The following is an 18,163-nucleotide window of genomic DNA, read 5'->3' on the forward strand; positions in this document are numbered from 1 at the left end:
CCCTGTGTCCCGTACCGCGTGTGCCCGGCACCGCGCGCGATTCTACGGGGCCGCCGCACCGGGCCCCGTGGCCCCGACCGCGGTGTCAAGGAACCAGCGCCGTGGCAGCACCGCGGCGACCCCGACGGCGGCACCGCCGCAGTACCAGACGACCCCGAGCGCGTCGAGGGCCACCAGCACGTCCCCGCCGGGACCGCGGCTGGCGAGCACGGCGACGGTCGTGACCACGGCGAGGCCGACCGTGAGCAGGCCGGTCCAGCCGACCCACGCGCGCGCCAGCACACCGGCGGCGACCACGACCAGCAGCGCGAGCACGAGTCCCCACGGCGGCGACGCCCGGTGCACGCCGGTGCCCACCAGCGACACCAGGACGCCGAGCGCGAGCAGGCCGAGGTGCCTGGCCACGTCACGCGGGCGGATCGGCTGCACGCGCGTCAGGGTACCCGCGCCACCACGCCGTCGGGCCAGCCGTCCCACACCCCACCCGAGACGACCCGGTAGGCCTCCTGCGGGAGGAGCGGCTGGACCACGTCGTTGCTCAGCGCGAACGCCCCGAGCGCCGCGGGGCCGTGCTCGACCTCGTCGAGCAGGCGCACCTGGGTCGCGTGCGCCGCGAGCGCCCCGAGCACGCGGTCGAGCACCGGGACGACGTCGATCCGGACGTCCACCTGCCCGGACACGACCACGGCCGACGGCGCACCGCCGGTCGGGTCGATCCGCACGGTCCCGGTCGGCACAGGGCCGAGATCGGCGACCGCCCGTCGCCACACCCGCTCGTCGACCGCGGCCCAGAGCACGAGGGGACGCTCGTCCGGCTCGAGCAGCTCGACGGCACGCATCAGCACGCGGTGGGCGTGCACGTGGTCGGGGTGGCCGTACCCGCCGTCCGGCTCGTAGCCCACGACCACCGCGGGCCGCCGGTCACGCAGCACCGACAGCAGCCGGTGCGCAGCATCGTCGACGGGCACCGCGACGAACGCGTCGGGCGGGAGGTCGGCAGCGGCGCCCGCGCGACCGTCTGCGACCCAGGCCATGCCCGAGTCGGCGAACCGGGCGCCCTCGGCGCCCGCGGCGTCCTCCACCTCGTCGAGGAGCACGTGGTCGCCCACGCCGAGCGAGGCCAGGGCGTCGCGCAGCTCCGACACGCGGTGCGCCGCGAGCTCGGGCGAGCCCTCGAGGTGCGCGAGCCCGGCCGGGATGACCTCACCACGCTCGCCGCGCGTGCACGTCACGACCGTCACCGGCAGGCCGGCCGCAGCCCACGTCGCGAGCAGCGCGCCCGTGCTCAGGGTCTCGTCGTCGGGATGCGCGTGGACCGCGAGCAGGCCCCGACCGCTCACGCGGGCCCGCCTCGCCCGGCGCCCGGGCGCCGGAGCCGTGGGCGGGGTGCGGGCGCCCTCGTGGCGTCCGGGCCTGCGGTGGCCCCGGTCTCCTCGGCCGCACCGAGCCGCTCGGCGACGTGGGCAGCGAGCCGGTCGCGCAGCTCGCGCCGCTGGGCGCGCAGGTAGCGCTGGTGCTCGCCGTGCAACGCACGCGTGGTCGCGACGGCGATACCGATCATCACCACGCTGAAGGGCAGCGCGATGAGGATGGCCGCGGTCTGCAGCGCCAGGAGCCCGCCCGCGACCAGCAGGGCGATCGCGAGAAGCCCCTCGAGGACGGCCCACGTCACCCGGACCGGCGTGCTCGGGTGCGGGTTGCCACCGCTCGAGAGCATCGCGACCACGAGCGAGCCAGAGTCCGAGGAGGTGATGAAGAACAGCGCGACCAGGCAGATCACGACCACCGAGATCAGGCCACCCCAGGGAAGGTCGCCCACCAGGTCGAACAGCGCGTTCTCGGGTACCACCGAGCCGTCGGCGGCGATCAGGCCGCCGTCGCCGAAGAGCTCGCGGTAGATCGCGCTCCCGCCGAGCACGGAGAACCAGAGGAACGTGATGAGCGTCGGGACGAGGAGGACGCCGGCCACGAACTCACGGACCGTGCGGCCCCTCGAGATCCGGGCGATGAACACCCCGACGAAGGGCGCCCACGAGATCCACCAGCCCCAGTAGAAGGTGGTCCAGGCGGCCTGCCACGCCTCCCCCTCGGCGCCGGCCCACGCGCTCACGTTGAAGGTCATGGGGATGACGTTCGCGAGGTACACGCCCAACGACTGGACGAAGTCACGCAGCAGGAACAACGTAGGGCCGAGCAGCAGCAGCACGACGAGCAGCACGCCCGCCGTCGCGACGTTGATGTTCGACAACCACTTGAGCCCCTTGTCGAGGCCCGACACGACCGATGCCGTCGCGAGCGCGGTGATCACCACGATGAGCACGACCTGCACGGTCGTGCTCTGGTCGGCGACGCCGATGTGCTCGAGGCCCGCGCCGATCTGGAGGACGCCGAGCCCGAGGGACGTCGCGACGCCGAAGATGGTGCCCACCACCGCCGTGACGTCGATGACGTCGCCGGTGCGGCCCTTGACCCTGTCCCCCAGCAGCGGTTCGAGCGCCCAGCGGATCGAGACCGGTCGCTTCTTGCGGTGGATCGCGTAGGCGAGCCCGAGGCCGACGACGACGTAGATCGCCCACGCGTGCACGCCCCAGTGCAGGTACGTCTGCGCCATCGCGGTCTCGGCGATGCGCTCGGGCGCACCGACCACGCCCGGCTTGGGGTTGGCGAAGTGCGACAGGGGCTCGGCGACGCCCCAGAAGACGAGGCCGATGCCCATGCCCGCCGCGAACAGCATCGAGAACCACGCGCCCAGGCTGAACTCCGGGGTGTCGTCGTCGTCCCCGAGCATGACGTCGCCCCAGCGGCCGAGGCCCACCCACAGGGAGAACGCGACGAACCCCGCGACGATCAGCACGTAGTACCAGCCGAACGCCCCGATCACGTTCTCCTGGATGGCACCGATCGTGCTCTCGGCGGCCGCGGGGAAGGCGATCGCAAGGGCCGACACGACCACGATGACGACGAGCGCGGGCCAGAAGACCCGACGTTCGACGCCACCGCGACCGCGGCCGTACGCGGGCAGGGCGGGCTCGACACGCGTGGGGGTCGCCATGAACCCCAAGACTGGCAGAGCGCGCCGTCGTCCGCGCGGCGACGCACACCGTCGGCGCGACGCCGACCGCGGCCCTCAGCCCCGCTTGGCGCGTGCCGTCAGACGGGCGCGCTCGGTCTGGTCGAGCACGACCTTGCGGATCCGCACGATCTCGGGGGTCACCTCGACGCACTCGTCCTCGCGCGCGAACTCGAGCGACTCCTCGAGCGTGAGCTTGCGCGGCGGCACGAGGTTCTCGAACGAGTCGGCCGTCGAGGACCGCATGTTCGTGAGCTTCTTCTCCTTGGTGATGTTCACGTCCATGTCCTCGTTGCGCGAGTTCTCGCCGACGACCTGGCCCTCGTACACCTCGTGCGTGGGCTCGACGAAGAACGAGCCGCGCTCCTGCAGGTTGATCATCGCGAACGGCGTGACCTTGCCCGCGCGGTCGGCGACGAGCGACCCGGTGTTCCGCGTCTCGATCGCGCCGGCCCACGGCTCGTAGCCGTGCGAGATCGACGACGCGATGCCGGTGCCGCGCGTCTCGGTGAGGAACTGCGTCCGGAAGCCGATGAGACCGCGCGCGGGCACCACGAACTCCATGCGCACCCAGCCGGTGCCGTGGTTGCTCATGGTCTCCATGCGGCCCTTGCGCTGCGCGAGGAGCTGGGTCACCGCGCCGAGGTACTCCTCGGGCACGTCGATGGTCATGTGCTCCATCGGCTCGTGCACCTTGCCGTCGATCGTCTTCGTGACGACCTGCGGCTTGCCCACGGTCAGCTCGAAGCCCTCGCGGCGCATCTGCTCGACGAGGATCGCGAGGGCCAGCTCACCACGGCCCTGGACCTCCCAGGCGTCGGGACGCTCGGTCGGGAGCACGCGCAGCGAGACGTTGCCGATGAGCTCGGCGTCGAGGCGGTCCTTGACCTGGCGCGCCGTGACCTTGTGACCCTTGCCTCCCTTGCCCGCGAGGGGGGAGGTGTTGATGCCGATGGTCATCGAGATCGCCGGGTCGTCGACGGTGATGAGCGGCAGGGGGCGCGGGTCGTCCGGGTCGGTGAGCGTCTCGCCGATCGTGATGTCGGCGATGCCTGCGACGGCGACGATGTCCCCCGGGCCGGCGGAGTCGGTCGGGACGCGCTCGAGCGCCTTGGTCTCGAGCAGCTCGGTGATCTTGACGTTCTGGAGGGTCCCGTCCTGACGGGCCCAGGCGACCTGCTGCCCCTTGCGCAGGGTCCCGTTGAACACCCGGAGCAGCGCGAGGCGGCCGAGGAACGGCGACGCGTCGAGGTTGGTCACGTGGGCCTGGAGCGGCGCGCCCTCGTCATACGTGGGGGCGGGGATCTTCTCGAGGATCGTGGCGAACAGCGGCTCGAGGTTCTCCGAGTCCGGCAGACCGCCGTCGGCGGGCTGGTTCAGGGAGGCGCGTCCCGCCTTGGCGGCCGCGTAGACCACGGGGACGTCGAGGATCGCGTCGAGGTCGAGGTCCGGCACGTCCTCGTGCAGGTCGCTCGCGAGTCCCAGCAGCAGGTCGGTCGCCTCGTGCACGACCTCCTCGATGCGCGAGTCGGGACGGTCGACCTTGTTGACCACGAGGATCACCGGGAGCTTGGCCGCGAGGGCCTTGCGCAGCACGAACCGGGTCTGCGGGAGGGGCCCCTCGCTCGCGTCGACGAGCAGCACGACGCCGTCCACCATGGACAGACCGCGCTCGACCTCACCGCCGAAGTCGGCGTGACCCGGGGTGTCGATCACGTTGATCGTGATGCCGTCCGCGTGCCCCGCGGCGGCGGCCGCCGGACCCGCGTACCGGACCGCCGTGTTCTTGGCGAGGATCGTGATGCCCTTCTCGCGCTCGAGGTCCCCCGAGTCCATCGCGCGCTCGTCGACGTGGGCGTGCGCGCCGAACGAGCCGGCCTGCCAGAGCATGGCGTCGACGAGGGTGGTCTTGCCGTGGTCGACGTGGGCGACGATCGCGACGTTGCGCAGGTCGGAGCGCACAGGCATGCGGGGACTCATCTCAGGAGGTGGGAGAGCTCGGCCGAGGCTCGAGCCGGGCGGCGCACGGCGGCATCACACGCGCGCCGCCCGATTTTACACGCAGCGGCCCTCGTCGGACCGCCACGTCCCACGCCCGCTGCCGACGGGCCCCGCGGATCAGAATCCGGAGGTGCTGCCCTGCCGGCCCGCCCGCCGTGCGTCGACCTCGGCCTGCATCTGGCCCTCGGTCCTCTCGACACCCGACCGGTCGGTACGCGGCACGTGCACGCCTGAGCGCACGAGCTCCTCCTCGAGAAGCCGGTCGCGCTCCTCGCGGCGGATCTTCTGCTCGGCGGGGTCCGGCACCGGGACGGCCGAGAGGAGGCGGCGGGTGTAGGAGTGCTGCGGGTCGCGCAGGATCTGGTCCCGCGGTCCCTGCTCGACGAGCTTGCCCTTGTGCATCACCGCGATGCGGCTCGAGAGCAGCTCGACCACGGCGAGGTCGTGGCTGATGAACAGGCACGCGAACCCGTGCTCGCGCTGGAGCTCCTGGAAGAGCTCGAGCACCTTGGCCTGGACCGAGACGTCGAGGGCCGACGTGGGCTCGTCGGCCACGAGCAGCTTCGGGTTGAGCGCGAGCGCGCGGGCGATGCCGACACGCTGACGCTGACCGCCCGAGAGCTCGTGCGGGTACCGGTTGCGCATGCTGCGCGCGAGGTGCACCTGATCGAGCAGCGTCTCGACACGACGGTCGAGCTCGGCACCCTTGGCGATCTTCTGGAGCTTGAGCGGCTCACCGATCGACTCACCGATCGGCAGGCGCGGGTTGAGCGACGAGCCCGGGTCCTGGAAGACGATCGACACGTGCTTGCGCAGCTCGCGCAGCTCCTTGACGCCGATCCCGCCCATCTCCTGGCCGTCGATGGTGAGCGAGCCGCCCGCGACGGGCAGCAGCCCGACGACCGCTCGGCCCACGGTCGTCTTGCCCGAGCCGGACTCACCGACGAGACCCACGACCTCGCCCCGTCCGATCTGCAGGTCGATCTCGTCGACCGCGCGGAAGGCGGGAACACGACCGCGGCCGGGGTACTCGATCACGAGCCCGCGCGCGTCCATGGCCGCCGGCTCGCCCTCGGTCGCGCCGGCGCGGGCCGCCTCGTCGGCGGCCGCGGGCGTCGCCGTCGTCGACGACGTGCCCTCGTCCTCCTCACCCGACTTGCCCAGGTGGGGCACGGCGTCGAGCAGCTGCCGCGTGTACGCGTGCTGCGGTCGGTTGTAGATCTGGTCGGCCGTCCCGCTCTCGACGATCCGGCCGTTCTTCATCACGATCACGCGGTCGGCGAGGTCGGCGACCACACCCATGTCGTGGGTGATGAGGATGATCCCCGAGTCGATGCGGCTGCGCAGGTCGCGCATGAGCTTGAGGATCTCGGCCTGCACCGTGACGTCGAGGGCCGTCGTCGGCTCGTCCGCGATGAGCAGCTTGGGGTCGCACGCGAGCGCCTGCGCGATCATCGCGCGCTGCCGCTGGCCGCCCGAGAGCTGGTGCGGGTACTTGTCGACCGACTTCTCGGGCTGCGGGATGTCCACGAGCGTGAGCAGCTCGATCGCGCGGGCGCGCGCGGCCTTGGGGCCGATGTCGAAGTGCGTGCGGAGCGTCTCGACGATCTGGAACCCGACGGTGTAGACGGGGTTCAGCGCCGTCATGGGCTCCTGGAAGATCACCGCCACGTCGTTGCCGCGCACGCGCGACAGCTGCTTGTGGCTCAGACCGATGAGCTCGCGGCCCCCGAGCTTCGCCGAGCCGCTGGCCCGCCCGTTGCGCGGCAGAAGGCCGATGAGCGACATCGAGGACTGCGTCTTGCCGGAGCCGGACTCGCCGACGATGGCGAGCACCTCGCCCGGGCGCACCTCGTAGCTCAGGTCGATCGCGGCGGGGAACCACTCCCCCTCGACGTAGAACTCCACACCGAGGCCCTCGACCTCGAGGATCGGGGCCTTCTCGTCCACGGCAGGGGCGTCAGCAACCACGGTGGGACCGTGTCCTTTCGTCACGGTGCACGCCGCACGGGGCGGCGGGCACGGGGCTCGCGGGGCTCAGGAGCCGACCGCGGAGGTCTGGGAGGATGGGGGCGTGAGCAGCGACGACGGCGCGCCGGACGGCGTGCGGCCAGGTGACGGCACGACGATCGAGTTCCGGGCCCGCAGCGGACGCGTGCTCACGTGGGCGGTCGCGGTGCTCTGCGCCGTGGCGTGGGTGGTGACCCTCGTGCAGGAGCCTGTCGACGCGCTGCGCTACGGCCCGGCACTCGCGCTGCCGGCTCTCGTCGTGTGGGCCGTGCTCGGCCGGCCCGCGGTGCTCGTGAGCGACGGCGGGGTCGAGCTGCGCAACGTGCTGCGCACCGTGCACCTGCCCTGGACCGCCATCGTGCGCATCGACACCAAGTACGCGCTGACGCTCGAGACCGCGTACGGGACCTACGCGGCCTGGGCGGCTCCCGCCCCGAGCCGCATGCAGACCCTCGGCGCGAGCCCGGCCGACCTCGAGCACCTGCCCGAGTCCACCTACGTGGGAGGCGCCCGTCCGGGCGACCTCATCACGTCGGCGTCGGGCCAGGCCGCCGCGCACGTGCGCCGTCGCTGGGAGGCCCTGCGGGACGCCGGCTACCTGGACGACCCCCGGCTCGAGCACGACCGCCCCCAGGTGCGCTGGCACCTGCTCGAGGCCCTCGCCGTGGCCGCGCTCGCTGCGGTCGCCGTGCTGGCGGCGCAGGTCTGACCCGCCCGGCCGGACGACGCGCGCCGCGAAGCTCGCTCGCGCCGGGTTGCTGACGGGCACCGTCAGCCCTTCGCCATCTTGCGCTGGCTCGGGATGCGCCGCTGCCGCGGGTCGAAGGCGTCGCGCAGGCCGTCGCCGATGAAGTTCACGCACAGCGCGATCGTCACGATGAACAGACCGGGCCACCAGAACAGCCAGGGCCGCGTGGCGAACGCCGTCTGGTACTCGTTGATGAGGTTGCCGAGCGACACGTCCGGGGCCGTGATGCCGAAGCCGAGGTAGCTGAGCGCGGTCTCGAGCAGGATCGCCGAGGCCATGAGCAGCGTCGTGTTGACGATGATCACGCCCACCGCGTTGGGCAGCATGTGCTTGAACATGATGCGCGTGCTGCTCGCGCCGGCCACGCGGGCCGCGTCGACGAACTCGCGCTCACGCAGCGACAGGAACTCGCCGCGCACCAGCCGGGCCATCGACGTCCACGTGACGAGGCTCAGGGCCAGCGCGAGGGTGATCGGGTTCGCCCCACCCACCAGCACACCGAGGATCGCGCCGATCATGATGATGGGCAGCGTGATGACCATGTCCGTGAAGCGCATCAGCAGGTTGTCGATGCGTCCCCGGAAGTAGCCCGCGATCGCGCCCATGACGATGCCGATCGCGCTCGCCACGAGCCCGATGATCGTCATGACGAGCAGCGACTGCTGCGTCCCGCGCATCACGAGCGCGAAGACGTCCTTGCCGATGTTGTCCTGGCCGAACGGGTGCTCGCCGATCGTGAAGCCACCGTCGAAGCCCATGGTCGGGGCCCCGCCGGCCTGCGCGATGGGGAGCTGCTGCCGGTAGGTGTAGTCCCACCAGCCGGGGATGGGCCCCCAGCCGATCGACGTGGTGGCGAGGAGCACGATGCCCACCAGCACGACGGCCGCCGTCATGGCTCCGCGGTGACGGATGAAGCGCCGGAAGACGATGCGGCCCTGCGAGAGGCCCTCGACCTCCTTGAGCTCGATCGCGTTCTCGACGTTCTCCTCGGTGACGGTCCCGCCGTGCTCGGGGACCTTCGGCGTCGGCGTGGTCATGCGTTCACCCGGATCCTGGGGTCGAGAGCGGCGTAGATGAAGTCGACGAGGATGTTCGCGACGACGAGCGCCGTGCCCACCACGATGAAGTACCCCATCACCGGGTCGGCGTCCTTGTCGTTGAGGCCGCGCAGGAACAGTGTCCCCATGCCGCTCCACGCGAAGATCCGCTCGGTGATGATCGCGCCGCCGAACAGGTTGGCGATGTCGAGCGGGACGATCGTGGCGAGCGGGATGAGCGCGTTGCGGAACGCGTGGCGCACCGTGACGATCCGCTCGGGCAGGCCCTTGGCCCGCGCCGTGCGGATGTAGTCCTGGTTCATCACCTCGAGCAGGCTCGCCCGCGAGTACCGCGTGTACGAGGCGAACGAGATCAGGATCAGCGCGATCGTCGGCAGGATCAGGTGGGTGTACGTGTCCATCGTCTCGACCCAGAAGTCGCCCGAGAGCCCGGGCGTCTGCGAGCCGATGGTCGCGATCGGCCGGCCCGCGATACGGCTCGAGCTCGAGTAGACCTGCCACACGCCCATGAGGCGGTCGACGAAGGTCAACGCCGCGACGAAGAGGGCCGTGATCGCCGCCGCACGCATCGACTGCCCGCGGTCGGGGCCGCCCCAGAGCCAGCCGATCAGCACGCCCGACGCGATCGCGACCAGACCGAGCCCGATCATCATCGGCCCACTGGCCGCGTAGTAGAAGAGGTACTGGAGCGGGTAGTACAGCGCCGCGCCGAGCGCGACGGCGGTGAGCGCCGAGTACAGCGCCCTGCGGTTGCGCAGGCCCGCGGCGACGGCGGTGACGCCGAAGGCGATCGCGACGCCGAGCACCGTGATGACGACGATGCCGAGGCTCGGGTCGAGCAGCCAGCCGCTCGCCGAGATGAAGAAGAGCATCGCGGCGGTCGCGAGGGCGGACACGCCGAACACGACGGCGCGTCGCTGAGCTGCACCGCCCACGATCGCCTGCCAGATGAGGCCGCCCAGCAGGGCGAGCCCCGCGATCGCGGGTGGTGAGATCCGTGGATCGGCGAGGAAGTCGTTGAAGCCGATCGCGCCCCACAGCTTGAGCAGCACCGCGACCCAGAACGACGGCAGCGAGTACAGGACGAACGACATGAACGTCACGCCGTAGTCGAACCCGGTGTACTGGCGCAGCGCGCTCGCGATACCGACCGTGATGCCCAGCGCGATCGCCGTGAAGGTCGACATCGTGATCAGCGTGAGCGTCGACGGGATCGCGGTGCTGAGCATCGCGGTGACGGGCTGGTTGGTGACCCAGCTCGTCCCGAGGTCGCACGTGCCGATGCCGACGGCGGCCGGGATGCACTGGGCCGCGCCACCGAGCCAGCTCAGGTACCGCAGCGGGGCGGGCGTGTCCAGGTCGAGCGCGTCGATGCGCTGCTGGATCAGCTGCTCCTTGTTGGGCGCCGAGCTCGTGTAGAGGTCCTCGAGCGGGTCGAGGGCGATCGCCAGGAGCATGTAGACGATGAAGGTCGCCCCGAGGAGGACGATCGCTGACGAGAGGATGCGCCTGCCGATGAAGGCGAGCATCGGTCCGCTCGAGCGGAGCCGCGCGCGGGGGCCGGTGGGGCTGACGGGGGCGGCGGAGACCGCCTGCTCGTCACTCCCGGCGCGGCTCGACACTGAGGTTGCCATGGGGTGCTGGACCTCGCTGGACGTGGGTCATGGTCGGCGTGAGTCTACGCGGACCTGCGGAGGGGTTCGTACGCGCCGCGGTGGCGGGCGCACGAGGCGGCCCGGGTGCGGGCCTGGGTGGTGCTGGTCGCGGGTCGGGTCCGCGACCGCCGTCCCGGACGTGCCCGGGACGGCGGTGGGGCGCCGCGGCTGGACCGCGGCGCCCCACCTGTCGTGCGTGTCAGCGTCGTGGACGCGAGATCACTCGGTCTCGATGCTGTCCTCGGCGCTGATCTCCCACTCCCAGTAGTTCCAGAAGATGGTCGGCGACAGGGCGATGGTCGAGGTGCCCTCGAGCACGTCGCGCCAGGCCATCACGCCGGGGTGCTGGAAGATCGGGACCGAGAAGCCGGCCTCGTTGAGCTCGCTCTCGATGTCGATCAGGAGCTCGGTCTCACGCTCCGGGTCGGTGTTGGTCGACAGCTCGTCCCAGAAGGCGTCCATGCTCTCCGACGAGTACCCGCCGAAGTTGTTGACGCCACCCGTGATGAAGTTCGCCTGGCCGTTGAGCGCGAAGGTGCTCGTCGACTGCCAGCCGAAGAGGGACGCGTCGTAGGTCGTGGGCTGCGCGAGGCGGCCACCCCACGCGACGTCGCCCTCGTCCACCAGGTTGAAGCCGACCTGCGAGGCCGAGTTCGAGATGAGCTCGAACTGGTTCTCGCGGCGGACGTTGCCCTCGCCGTACAGGAAGCGCACGTCGATCGGGGTCTCGACGCCGGCCTCGGCCAGCAGCTCGATCGCCTTCTGGCGGTTGGCCTCGTCGTCGTGGCTGTAGAACTCGGAGCCGTTGTTGGAGACGACCTCGTCGTAGTTCGGAGCCGAGGGGACGAGGTTGTGCGAGTCACGCAGCACGGCCTCGGGGTCGATCGGGAGGATCAGCTTCTCGAGGATCTCGTCACGCGGGACCGAGAGCAGGAAGGCCTGGCGCACGAGGCGCGCGGTCTCCTCGTCGCCGCCGTAGGTGGCCGGGTCGAACGGGCCACCGTTGTTGAACACGACGTCCACGTGCTCGTAGGTGCCCTCGGCGGTGCCCTGGTAGGACACGCCGTCCATGCCCTCGAGGGTCGCGACCAGGTCGACCGACGCCTGCGGCGAGATCAGGTCGACCTCACCGTTCTGGAGCGCGGTGGCCGAGGCCAGCGGGTCCTCGTTGTAGCGGACGGTGATGGCCTCGACCTTGGGCTTGGGGCCCCACTCGTAGTCGTCGCGCGCGGTGACCGTGAGGTACTGGCCCTCGACGAACTCGGTCATGACGTACGCGCCGGACGAGAGGTACATGCGCTCGTCGTCGGGCAGCGAGGTGAAGTCGAAGCCGGTGTTCCAGGTCTTCGCGATGGCCGAGAGGTCCTCGGTCACGTCGTTGGCGAAGGCGTCGTAGACGCGCTGCTTGGCCTCCTCGGCGTCCTCGACGTCGAGCGCGATGCCGGCGATGGCGTGCGCGGCGACGGGCGAGGGCTGGATCGAGACCTCCCAGTCGGAGCGCGGCTCGTCGTAGACGAAGGTCACGGTGCGGCCGTCGTTGCTGATCTCCGGCATGCCCGAGATCAGGTTGGCGGCGGGCGAGGACGAGCTGAAGTAGACGCCCGCGTCGATCTCGTCCTGGTTGATGATGTTGAACTCTTCGTCGTACTCGGGCTCGACGTTGTCCCAGCGGTCGTTCTGGGCGGCCCAGTAGAGGAACACGTCGTAGGCGTCGACGGGCGCGCCGTCCGACCAGGTGACACCCTCGTTGACCGTGTACTCGACGGTGAACGGGTCCTCGGAGGTCACCTCGTAGGTGCCGAAGTCCTCGTTCTTGGCGATGTTGAGCTCGCCGTCGTAGTAGTTGAACTGGGCGTTGGTCAAGTAGATGATGTTCGCGTTGGCCGTCGCGTTGCCGGTGTCCGTGAGGTTGTTCTGCGAGTAGAACGACTGGTTCCAGCCGACGCTGACAGAGGTGTCCTCGACGATCTCGCTCCCACCCGGGGTGGAGCACGCGCTCAGCACGAGCGCGCCCGTCGCGACGATGGCGCCCGCGGCACCGATTCGCCTGATCTTCACTGTTCCTCCTGACAAGGATGTGGCGCGCCCCCGGCTCCACGGGGACCGGGCCGGGCCTGGGGCCCGTCCGAGCACACCCGTGGTGGGAGCTCCACCATGGATTCGGCGAGCGTACAGCCGAAGATTCCGGCATTTGGGATGCCCTCGGGGGGCCCGTTCTGATCGTTACCTATTCGATACTGGCCGGTACGTCTCATCTCGTGAGATTCGGTTTGCCCACCCCTCACCCCCGTGCAATCGAGAACCGCAGCAGCGGCAACGGATTCCGCGCGTGGGGCAGCGAGCGACCTCCGAGATCATCCGTTGAAGGGCTGACGGCCGGGCACTAGCAGGTCGTCGCTCCGGATGTTGTCTGCTGAGACGAAACCGCTCTGAGGGCCTGTGGCGCCAGTCACATCCGTAACCTGCCGGACACACACGATCTGGCTCGCGTGTGTCCGGGTCGCCCGGACTGACACGGTTCCCGGCCCCCGGGCGAACGTTCGGCACGACGCATCGGGCCGCTGCCCGCTTCCGAGCCGGCGCCGTGCACGCACCAGAAGACGGGACGTACGCCCCTGGAGAGTGCTGCTCGCGTCGCAGACCGTGGGAGCGACGCCCGGGAGCCACCCGCCCTGACGAGGAGGAGCCATGGTCCGCAAGCGGCGCCTACCGGCCCCGGGCGCACGCCGGTGAGCCGGGTCGACGACTACCGCGACACCCTTGCGAGGCTCCCGGTCGACACGTGGCCGACGTACCTGACGACGCAGTCGGGCCTCCCGGGACCCCGCGGCAACATCGAGCTGGCGCGCGCGGTCGGAGAGGAGGCCGACGCACGCACCCTCGACGCACTGGTGTCCACCGGGGACGAGTACCTCGTCTTCTGCGGCGTCGTCGGCCTGGGCCGGCTGCTGGGCGAGGGCGCGGGAGACGACGTCGAGCGCCTCCTCCACGGGCACGCCCGGGACTCCCGCTGGCGGGTGCGGGAGGCGGTCGCGATGGCGCTCCAGCGCCTCGGCGACGCCGACCCGGCGCGACTGCTGCGGCTGTGCTCGACCTGGGCCGCTGACGCCGACCCGCTGGTCCAGCGGGCCGCGGTCGCCGGGATCTGCGAGCCGCGGCTGCTCCGGGCCCCGGACACGGCCGCGGCCGCTCTCGACACGTGTGCGAGGGTCACGACGTCCCTCGCCGCCCTGCCGCGTGAGGACCGTCGCCGGCCCGACGTGCGCGTGCTGCGGCAGGCCTTGGGCTACTGCTGGAGTGTGGCCGTGGCCGCTGACCCGGAACGCGGCCTCCCGGCGTTCCTCGCACTCTCGGGCTCCACCGACCCCGACGTCGTCTGGATCGTGCGCCAGAACCGGGCCAAGGCACGGCTGGCCCGCCTCCTCTGACGCCCCGGCCGTTGCCCGTCACACGTCGGAGCGGGACCCGACGACGTCGTCCGACCGATCAGTCCGTGGCGTCGGGAGCCTGCCGACGCACGGAGAGCCGCGGAGGGGACGCGAGCGTCTGTGCGACGACGCAGTACCGCTCGGCGAGCTGGACGAGCTTGTCCTGCGTCGCCTGGTCCGCGTCGGTCTCGAGATGAAAGGTGATCTCGACATCGGTGAGACCGACCGGGACCGACCGGTCCACCGCCAGCGTCCCCCGGGCGTCCCAGTGGCCCTCCACCTCGACCGTGGCGGCACGGAGCTCGACACCCATCGCGATCGCCACGCTGCGCAACGTCACGCCGGCGCACGCCGCGACCGCGTCGAGCAGCAGGTCCGCCGAGCACGCGAGCGACCCGTCACCGCCGGCCGCCGGGTGCAGGCCAGCGGTCGTCGTGCCCGCCCAGCCGTCGACGTCGGCGCTGATCCCGTCCGTGCTCACCCGAGCGACGGCGCGTGCCGGGATCCGCGCGGCCTCCGGGTCCTCGCGGTAGCGCTCCTTGAGGGGACGCTGCAGGTCACGGAGCTCGGACGAGGTGGGCGTCGACATGACGCGATCGTAGGCCGCGAGCCTCGCGTGCCTCGACCACCCACCCCGCTCGACTACACGTTGAAGCGGAACTCGACCACGTCGCCGTCGGCCATGACGTAGTCCTTGCCCTCGACGCGGGCCTTGCCTGCCGAACGCGCCGCGGCGATCGACCCCGCCTCCACGAGGTCGTCGAACGAGATGACCTCGGCCTTGATGAAGCCGCGCTCGAAGTCCGTGTGGATCACGCCGGCCGCCTGGGGCGCCGTCCAGCCCTTGCGGATGGTCCATGCCCGGGCCTCCTTGGGACCCGCCGTCAGGTAGGTCTGCAGGCCGAGCGTGTGGAAGCCGACGCGCGCGAGCTGGTCGAGGCCCGCCTCCTCCTGCCCCGAGGCCGCGAGCATCTCCGCGGCGTCCTCGGCATCGAGCTCGACGAGCTCCGACTCGAGCTTGGCGTCGAGGAACACGCAGTCGGCCGGCGCGACCATCGCGCGCAGCTCGGCCCTGGTCGACTCGTCCGCGAGCCCCGCGTCGTCGGTGTTGAAGACGTAGATGAAGGGCTTGGTGGTGAGCAGCTGGAGCTCGCGTAGCGCGGCCGGGTCCACGCCCGCCTTCTCGAGCCGCTCACGTGCGGCGAACAACGTGCTGCCCTCGGCGAGCACCTCGTGGGCGCGCTGGGCGGCGGTCAGGACGGCCTGGTCCGTCTTCTTGCCGCGGACCTCCTTCTCGAGCCGCGGCAGGGCGCGCTCGACGGTCTGGAGGTCGGCGAGGACGAGCTCGGTGTTGACCGTCTCGATGTCGTCGGCCGGGTGGATGCGGCCCTCGACGTGCACGACGTCGTCGTCGGAGAAGGTGCGCACCACCTGGCAGATCGCGTCCGCCTCGCGGATGTTCGCGAGGAACTTGTTGCCGAGCCCCTCCCCCTCGCTCGCGCCACGCACGATGCCCGCGATGTCCACGAACGAGACGGTCGCCGGCACGATGCGCTCGCTGCCGAAGATCTCCGCGAGCGTCTCGAGCCGGGGGTCGGGCAGAGGGACCACGCCGACGTTCGGCTCGATGGTCGCGAACGGGTAGTTCGCGGCGAGCACCTGGTTGCGGGTCAGGGCGTTGAACAGGGTGGACTTGCCGACGTTGGGCAGGCCGACGATGCCGATGGTGAGAGCCACGGGCGACGAGTCTACGGGCCTCGGCTCAGCGCATCGCGACGAGCTTGGCGAGCAGGTCGGGCGCACGCCTGTCGTAGGCCGCCGCGCCCACGCGCACACCGACCACCAGGAGCACGGCCCCGAGGCCGAGAGAGACGGCGACGGCGGCGACCGCGAGAGCGGGGTTCCCCGTGACGACCGCGGCGATGGTCAGGCCGACTCCCGGGAGCAGGAGCACCCCGAGCACGAGGGAGCCCACGAGCTGGACGACCATCGCGGCGCTGCTGCCGCCCTGGGGGGACGAGAACGGGTTGTCCCCCGGCTTCGGCACGGGGTAGACGACCTGGGCGGAGGCGACGCTCGAGACCCCGAGGGACGTCATGAGGACACCCAGCCCGAGGGCGACGACGGGCAACGCCGTGTCCCAGCGGCCGGCGAGGGCCAGGGAGGCGATGGTCATGACGAGGGTCGCAGGCACGCCGACGACGACGGCGGCGACGACGCGCCCCGCACGGTCCTGGAGACCACGCACGGGCGCGGCGACGTGCGTCCAGAACGCGGTGCTGTCGTACGCGATGTCGGCCGAGATCGCCCAGCCCAGCAGGTAGGCGGTCACGGGTCCGACGGCGAGCATGAGGCCCCCGCCGCGCTCACCGCCCGCGAACCACGCGAGGACCGGCAGCAGCGGGACGATCACGACGGCAGCCGCGTACCTCGGGTCGCGGACCCAGTACGTGACCGCCCGTGCGGCGATCGCGCCGGTGGGCGTGGGCGGCAGCACGCCGAACGCGCCCGCCCCTCGCGTGCGCACACGCGAGGACGAGACGCGCCGCGGTCGCTCGAGCGCCGCGCCGAGGGCGCGGTGCCAGACCAGCGCGAGCAGCGCCACCGTGGCCGCCGAGATGACCAGCCGGGCCCCTGCCGCGCCCCAGCGGCCCGCAGCGACGTCACCCGCGAGGGCCCACGGCGCTCCGAGAGGCGTCCAGCCCAGGGCGCCGGCCGCGTCCGGGATCACGTCGGCCGCACCCTGGAGGCCCTCGCCGACGGCGTTGAGGAGGGGCCCGAGCAGGAAGACGGGCACGAGGACGAGCACCGCCATGAGCTCGCGGAACCGCCGTCCGCCCACCAGGTGGGAGAGGGACGTCGTGAGGGCGCGCGAGCCCAGGACGCACGTCGCGAGTCCCAGCACGGCACCGACGAGCCCGACGACGAGGGCGAGCGGGCTGCTCCACCACGAGGCCGCGCTGCCTGCGGCCAGCACGGTCGTCGCCGCCCCCGGGACGCCGACGAGCGTCGCGACCGCGAGACCCAGCAGCAGGTCGCGGCGCGGCACGGGGAAGAGCGCGAAGCGGTCGGGGTCGAGGCTCGCGTCGGCCCCGAACGCGAGCAGGGGGACGACCCACCAGCCCAGCACGAGGAGCGCGCCCGCGACGACCAGCACGTCGGAGCGCAGCGGAGCCCCCGCGAAGCTCAGGGCCACGAGCCCGGCGAGGCAACCGAGCACGGCACCCAGCGCGTACAGGAGGGCGAACACGAGCCCGACGACCTGCCAGGCGCTGCGCCGCAGCCCGTTGCCGAGCAGCGTCAGCTTCAGTCGGACGAGGTGTGCAACCACGCGAGCCCCTCCCCGGTCGTCCGGCCTCCGACGAGGTCGACGAAACGGTCCTCGAGGCTCTGGCCCGCACGCACCTCATCGACCGTGCCGGCCGCGAGCACGTGCCCTGCGGCGATGACCGCGACGTGGTCGCACATGCGCTGGACCAGGTCCATCACGTGCGACGACACGATCACCGTGCCACCCGTGCGGACGTAGCCCGCGAGGATCTCGCGGATGTTGGCGGCGGACACGGGGTCCACCGACTCGAACGGCTCGTCGAGCACGAGCAGGCGCGGGGCGTGCACGAGCGCGCACGCGAGGGCGATCTTCTTGGTCATGCCCGCCGAGTAGTCCACGACCAGCCCGTGCGCGTCGCCCGCCAGATCGAGCGCGGCGAGCAGCTCGTGCGCGCGACGCTCGACCGTCGCGCGCTCCAGGCCCTGGAGCAGGCCCGCGTAGGTGAGGAGCTGGAGGCCCGTCAGCCGGTCGAAGAGCCGGACGCCGTCGGGAAGCACACCGAGCATGCCCTTGACGCGCGTCGGGTCGGCCCACAGGTCGACGCCCTGGACGAGCACCTGACCGTGGTCCGGACGCAGCAGGCCGGTGGCCATCGAGAGCGTGGTCGTCTTGCCCGCTCCGTTGGGCCCGACGAGGCCGTAGAAGGAACCGGCAGGCACGCTGAGGTCGATGCCGGCGACGGCGACCTTGCGGTCGAAGGCCTTGGTGAGCCCGCGAACCTCGAGGACCGGGGCGGAGGTCGTGTTCATCGAGCACCACCCTAGGCAGCACCGAGGACGCGCGGGCTCCGTCGCGCGACGGAACCTCGGCCGCGCGCGTCGCCCACGAGGACGAGGGCCCCGGTGTCGGAGGCGGGTGCAAA

At 71.6% G+C, this 18,163-nt stretch carries 14 protein-coding genes; 2 read left to right on the forward strand and 12 right to left on the reverse strand.

Features of this window, described 5'->3' with window-relative positions:
• Positions 1-42: 42 nt before the first annotated feature.
• From GXB85_RS09255 to GXB85_RS09275, 5 genes are all read right to left on the reverse strand, one after another.
• The gene (locus GXB85_RS09255) at positions 43-429 is read right to left on the reverse strand and encodes a hypothetical protein (RefSeq protein ID WP_161917362.1); all 387 of its coding nucleotides are present in this window, start codon (positions 427-429) and stop codon (positions 43-45) included.
• Between the two features lie 5 nt (positions 430-434).
• Complete coding sequence (locus tag GXB85_RS09260) at positions 435-1,340, reverse strand: PIG-L family deacetylase (protein ID WP_161917363.1); 906 nt, start codon at positions 1,338-1,340, stop codon at positions 435-437.
• Positions 1,337-3,052 (reverse strand): BCCT family transporter, encoded by a 1,716-nt coding sequence (locus GXB85_RS09265; protein WP_161917364.1) that lies wholly within the window; start codon positions 3,050-3,052, stop codon positions 1,337-1,339. Before GXB85_RS09265 ends, GXB85_RS09260 begins: the two co-directional genes overlap by 4 nt.
• 75 nt (positions 3,053-3,127) lie before the next feature.
• On the reverse strand, positions 3,128-5,038 hold the full coding sequence (gene typA, locus GXB85_RS09270; RefSeq protein ID WP_161917365.1) for a translational GTPase TypA: 1,911 nt from the start codon (positions 5,036-5,038) through the stop codon (positions 3,128-3,130).
• Between the two features lie 150 nt (positions 5,039-5,188).
• Positions 5,189-7,042 carry an ABC transporter ATP-binding protein gene (locus GXB85_RS09275; RefSeq protein WP_161917366.1) on the reverse strand — a complete coding sequence of 618 codons (1,854 nt, stop codon included), beginning with the start codon at positions 7,040-7,042 and terminating at the stop codon, positions 5,189-5,191.
• Positions 7,043-7,145: 103 nt separating this feature from the next.
• Between GXB85_RS09275 and GXB85_RS09280 the strand changes: the two genes are divergently transcribed.
• Positions 7,146-7,790: a PH domain-containing protein gene (locus GXB85_RS09280; protein WP_370524119.1), complete on the forward strand. Its 645-nt coding sequence runs from the start codon at positions 7,146-7,148 to the stop codon at positions 7,788-7,790.
• Positions 7,791-7,852: 62 nt separating this feature from the next.
• Here the strand turns inward: GXB85_RS09280 and GXB85_RS09285 are convergent, their stop codons facing one another.
• The 3 genes from GXB85_RS09285 to GXB85_RS09295 all read right to left on the reverse strand — a co-directional run bounded on the left by GXB85_RS09285 (position 7,853) and on the right by GXB85_RS09295 (position 12,600).
• Positions 7,853-8,866: an ABC transporter permease gene (locus tag GXB85_RS09285; protein ID WP_161917367.1), complete on the reverse strand. Its 1,014-nt coding sequence runs from the start codon at positions 8,864-8,866 to the stop codon at positions 7,853-7,855.
• Positions 8,863-10,521: an ABC transporter permease subunit gene (locus GXB85_RS09290; RefSeq protein WP_370524120.1), complete on the reverse strand. Its 1,659-nt coding sequence runs from the start codon at positions 10,519-10,521 to the stop codon at positions 8,863-8,865. Before GXB85_RS09290 ends, GXB85_RS09285 begins: the two co-directional genes overlap by 4 nt.
• 240 nt (positions 10,522-10,761) lie before the next feature.
• Entirely contained in the window at positions 10,762-12,600 is a 1,839-nt protein-coding gene (locus tag GXB85_RS09295) for an ABC transporter family substrate-binding protein (protein WP_161917368.1), read from the reverse strand.
• A 671-nt stretch (positions 12,601-13,271) separates the two neighbouring features.
• Here GXB85_RS09295 and GXB85_RS09300 point away from each other — a divergent pair.
• Positions 13,272-13,970 (forward strand): HEAT repeat domain-containing protein, encoded by a 699-nt coding sequence (locus GXB85_RS09300; RefSeq protein ID WP_161917369.1) that lies wholly within the window; start codon positions 13,272-13,274, stop codon positions 13,968-13,970.
• Positions 13,971-14,028: 58 nt separating this feature from the next.
• Here GXB85_RS09300 and GXB85_RS09305 read toward each other — a convergent pair whose 3' ends face one another.
• The 4 genes from GXB85_RS09305 to GXB85_RS09320 are packed head-to-tail and all read right to left on the reverse strand — an operon-like array spanning position 14,029 to position 18,050.
• Positions 14,029-14,559: an OsmC family protein gene (locus GXB85_RS09305; protein ID WP_161917370.1), complete on the reverse strand. Its 531-nt coding sequence runs from the start codon at positions 14,557-14,559 to the stop codon at positions 14,029-14,031.
• A 53-nt stretch (positions 14,560-14,612) separates the two neighbouring features.
• On the reverse strand, positions 14,613-15,707 hold the full coding sequence (gene ychF / locus GXB85_RS09310; protein WP_161917371.1) for a redox-regulated ATPase YchF: 1,095 nt from the start codon (positions 15,705-15,707) through the stop codon (positions 14,613-14,615).
• 25 nt (positions 15,708-15,732) lie between these two features.
• Positions 15,733-17,301, reverse strand: coding sequence for a hypothetical protein (locus GXB85_RS09315; RefSeq protein WP_161917372.1), 1,569 nt, complete (start codon positions 17,299-17,301; stop codon positions 15,733-15,735).
• On the reverse strand, positions 17,277-18,050 hold the full coding sequence (locus tag GXB85_RS09320; RefSeq protein ID WP_161917373.1) for an ABC transporter ATP-binding protein: 774 nt from the start codon (positions 18,048-18,050) through the stop codon (positions 17,277-17,279). Before GXB85_RS09320 ends, GXB85_RS09315 begins: the two co-directional genes overlap by 25 nt.
• Between the last annotated feature and the right edge of the window lie 113 nt (positions 18,051-18,163).

It is taken from the genome of Cellulomonas sp. APG4 (genome assembly GCF_009996735.1).
Classification (GTDB): Bacteria; Actinomycetota; Actinomycetes; order Actinomycetales; family Cellulomonadaceae; genus Actinotalea.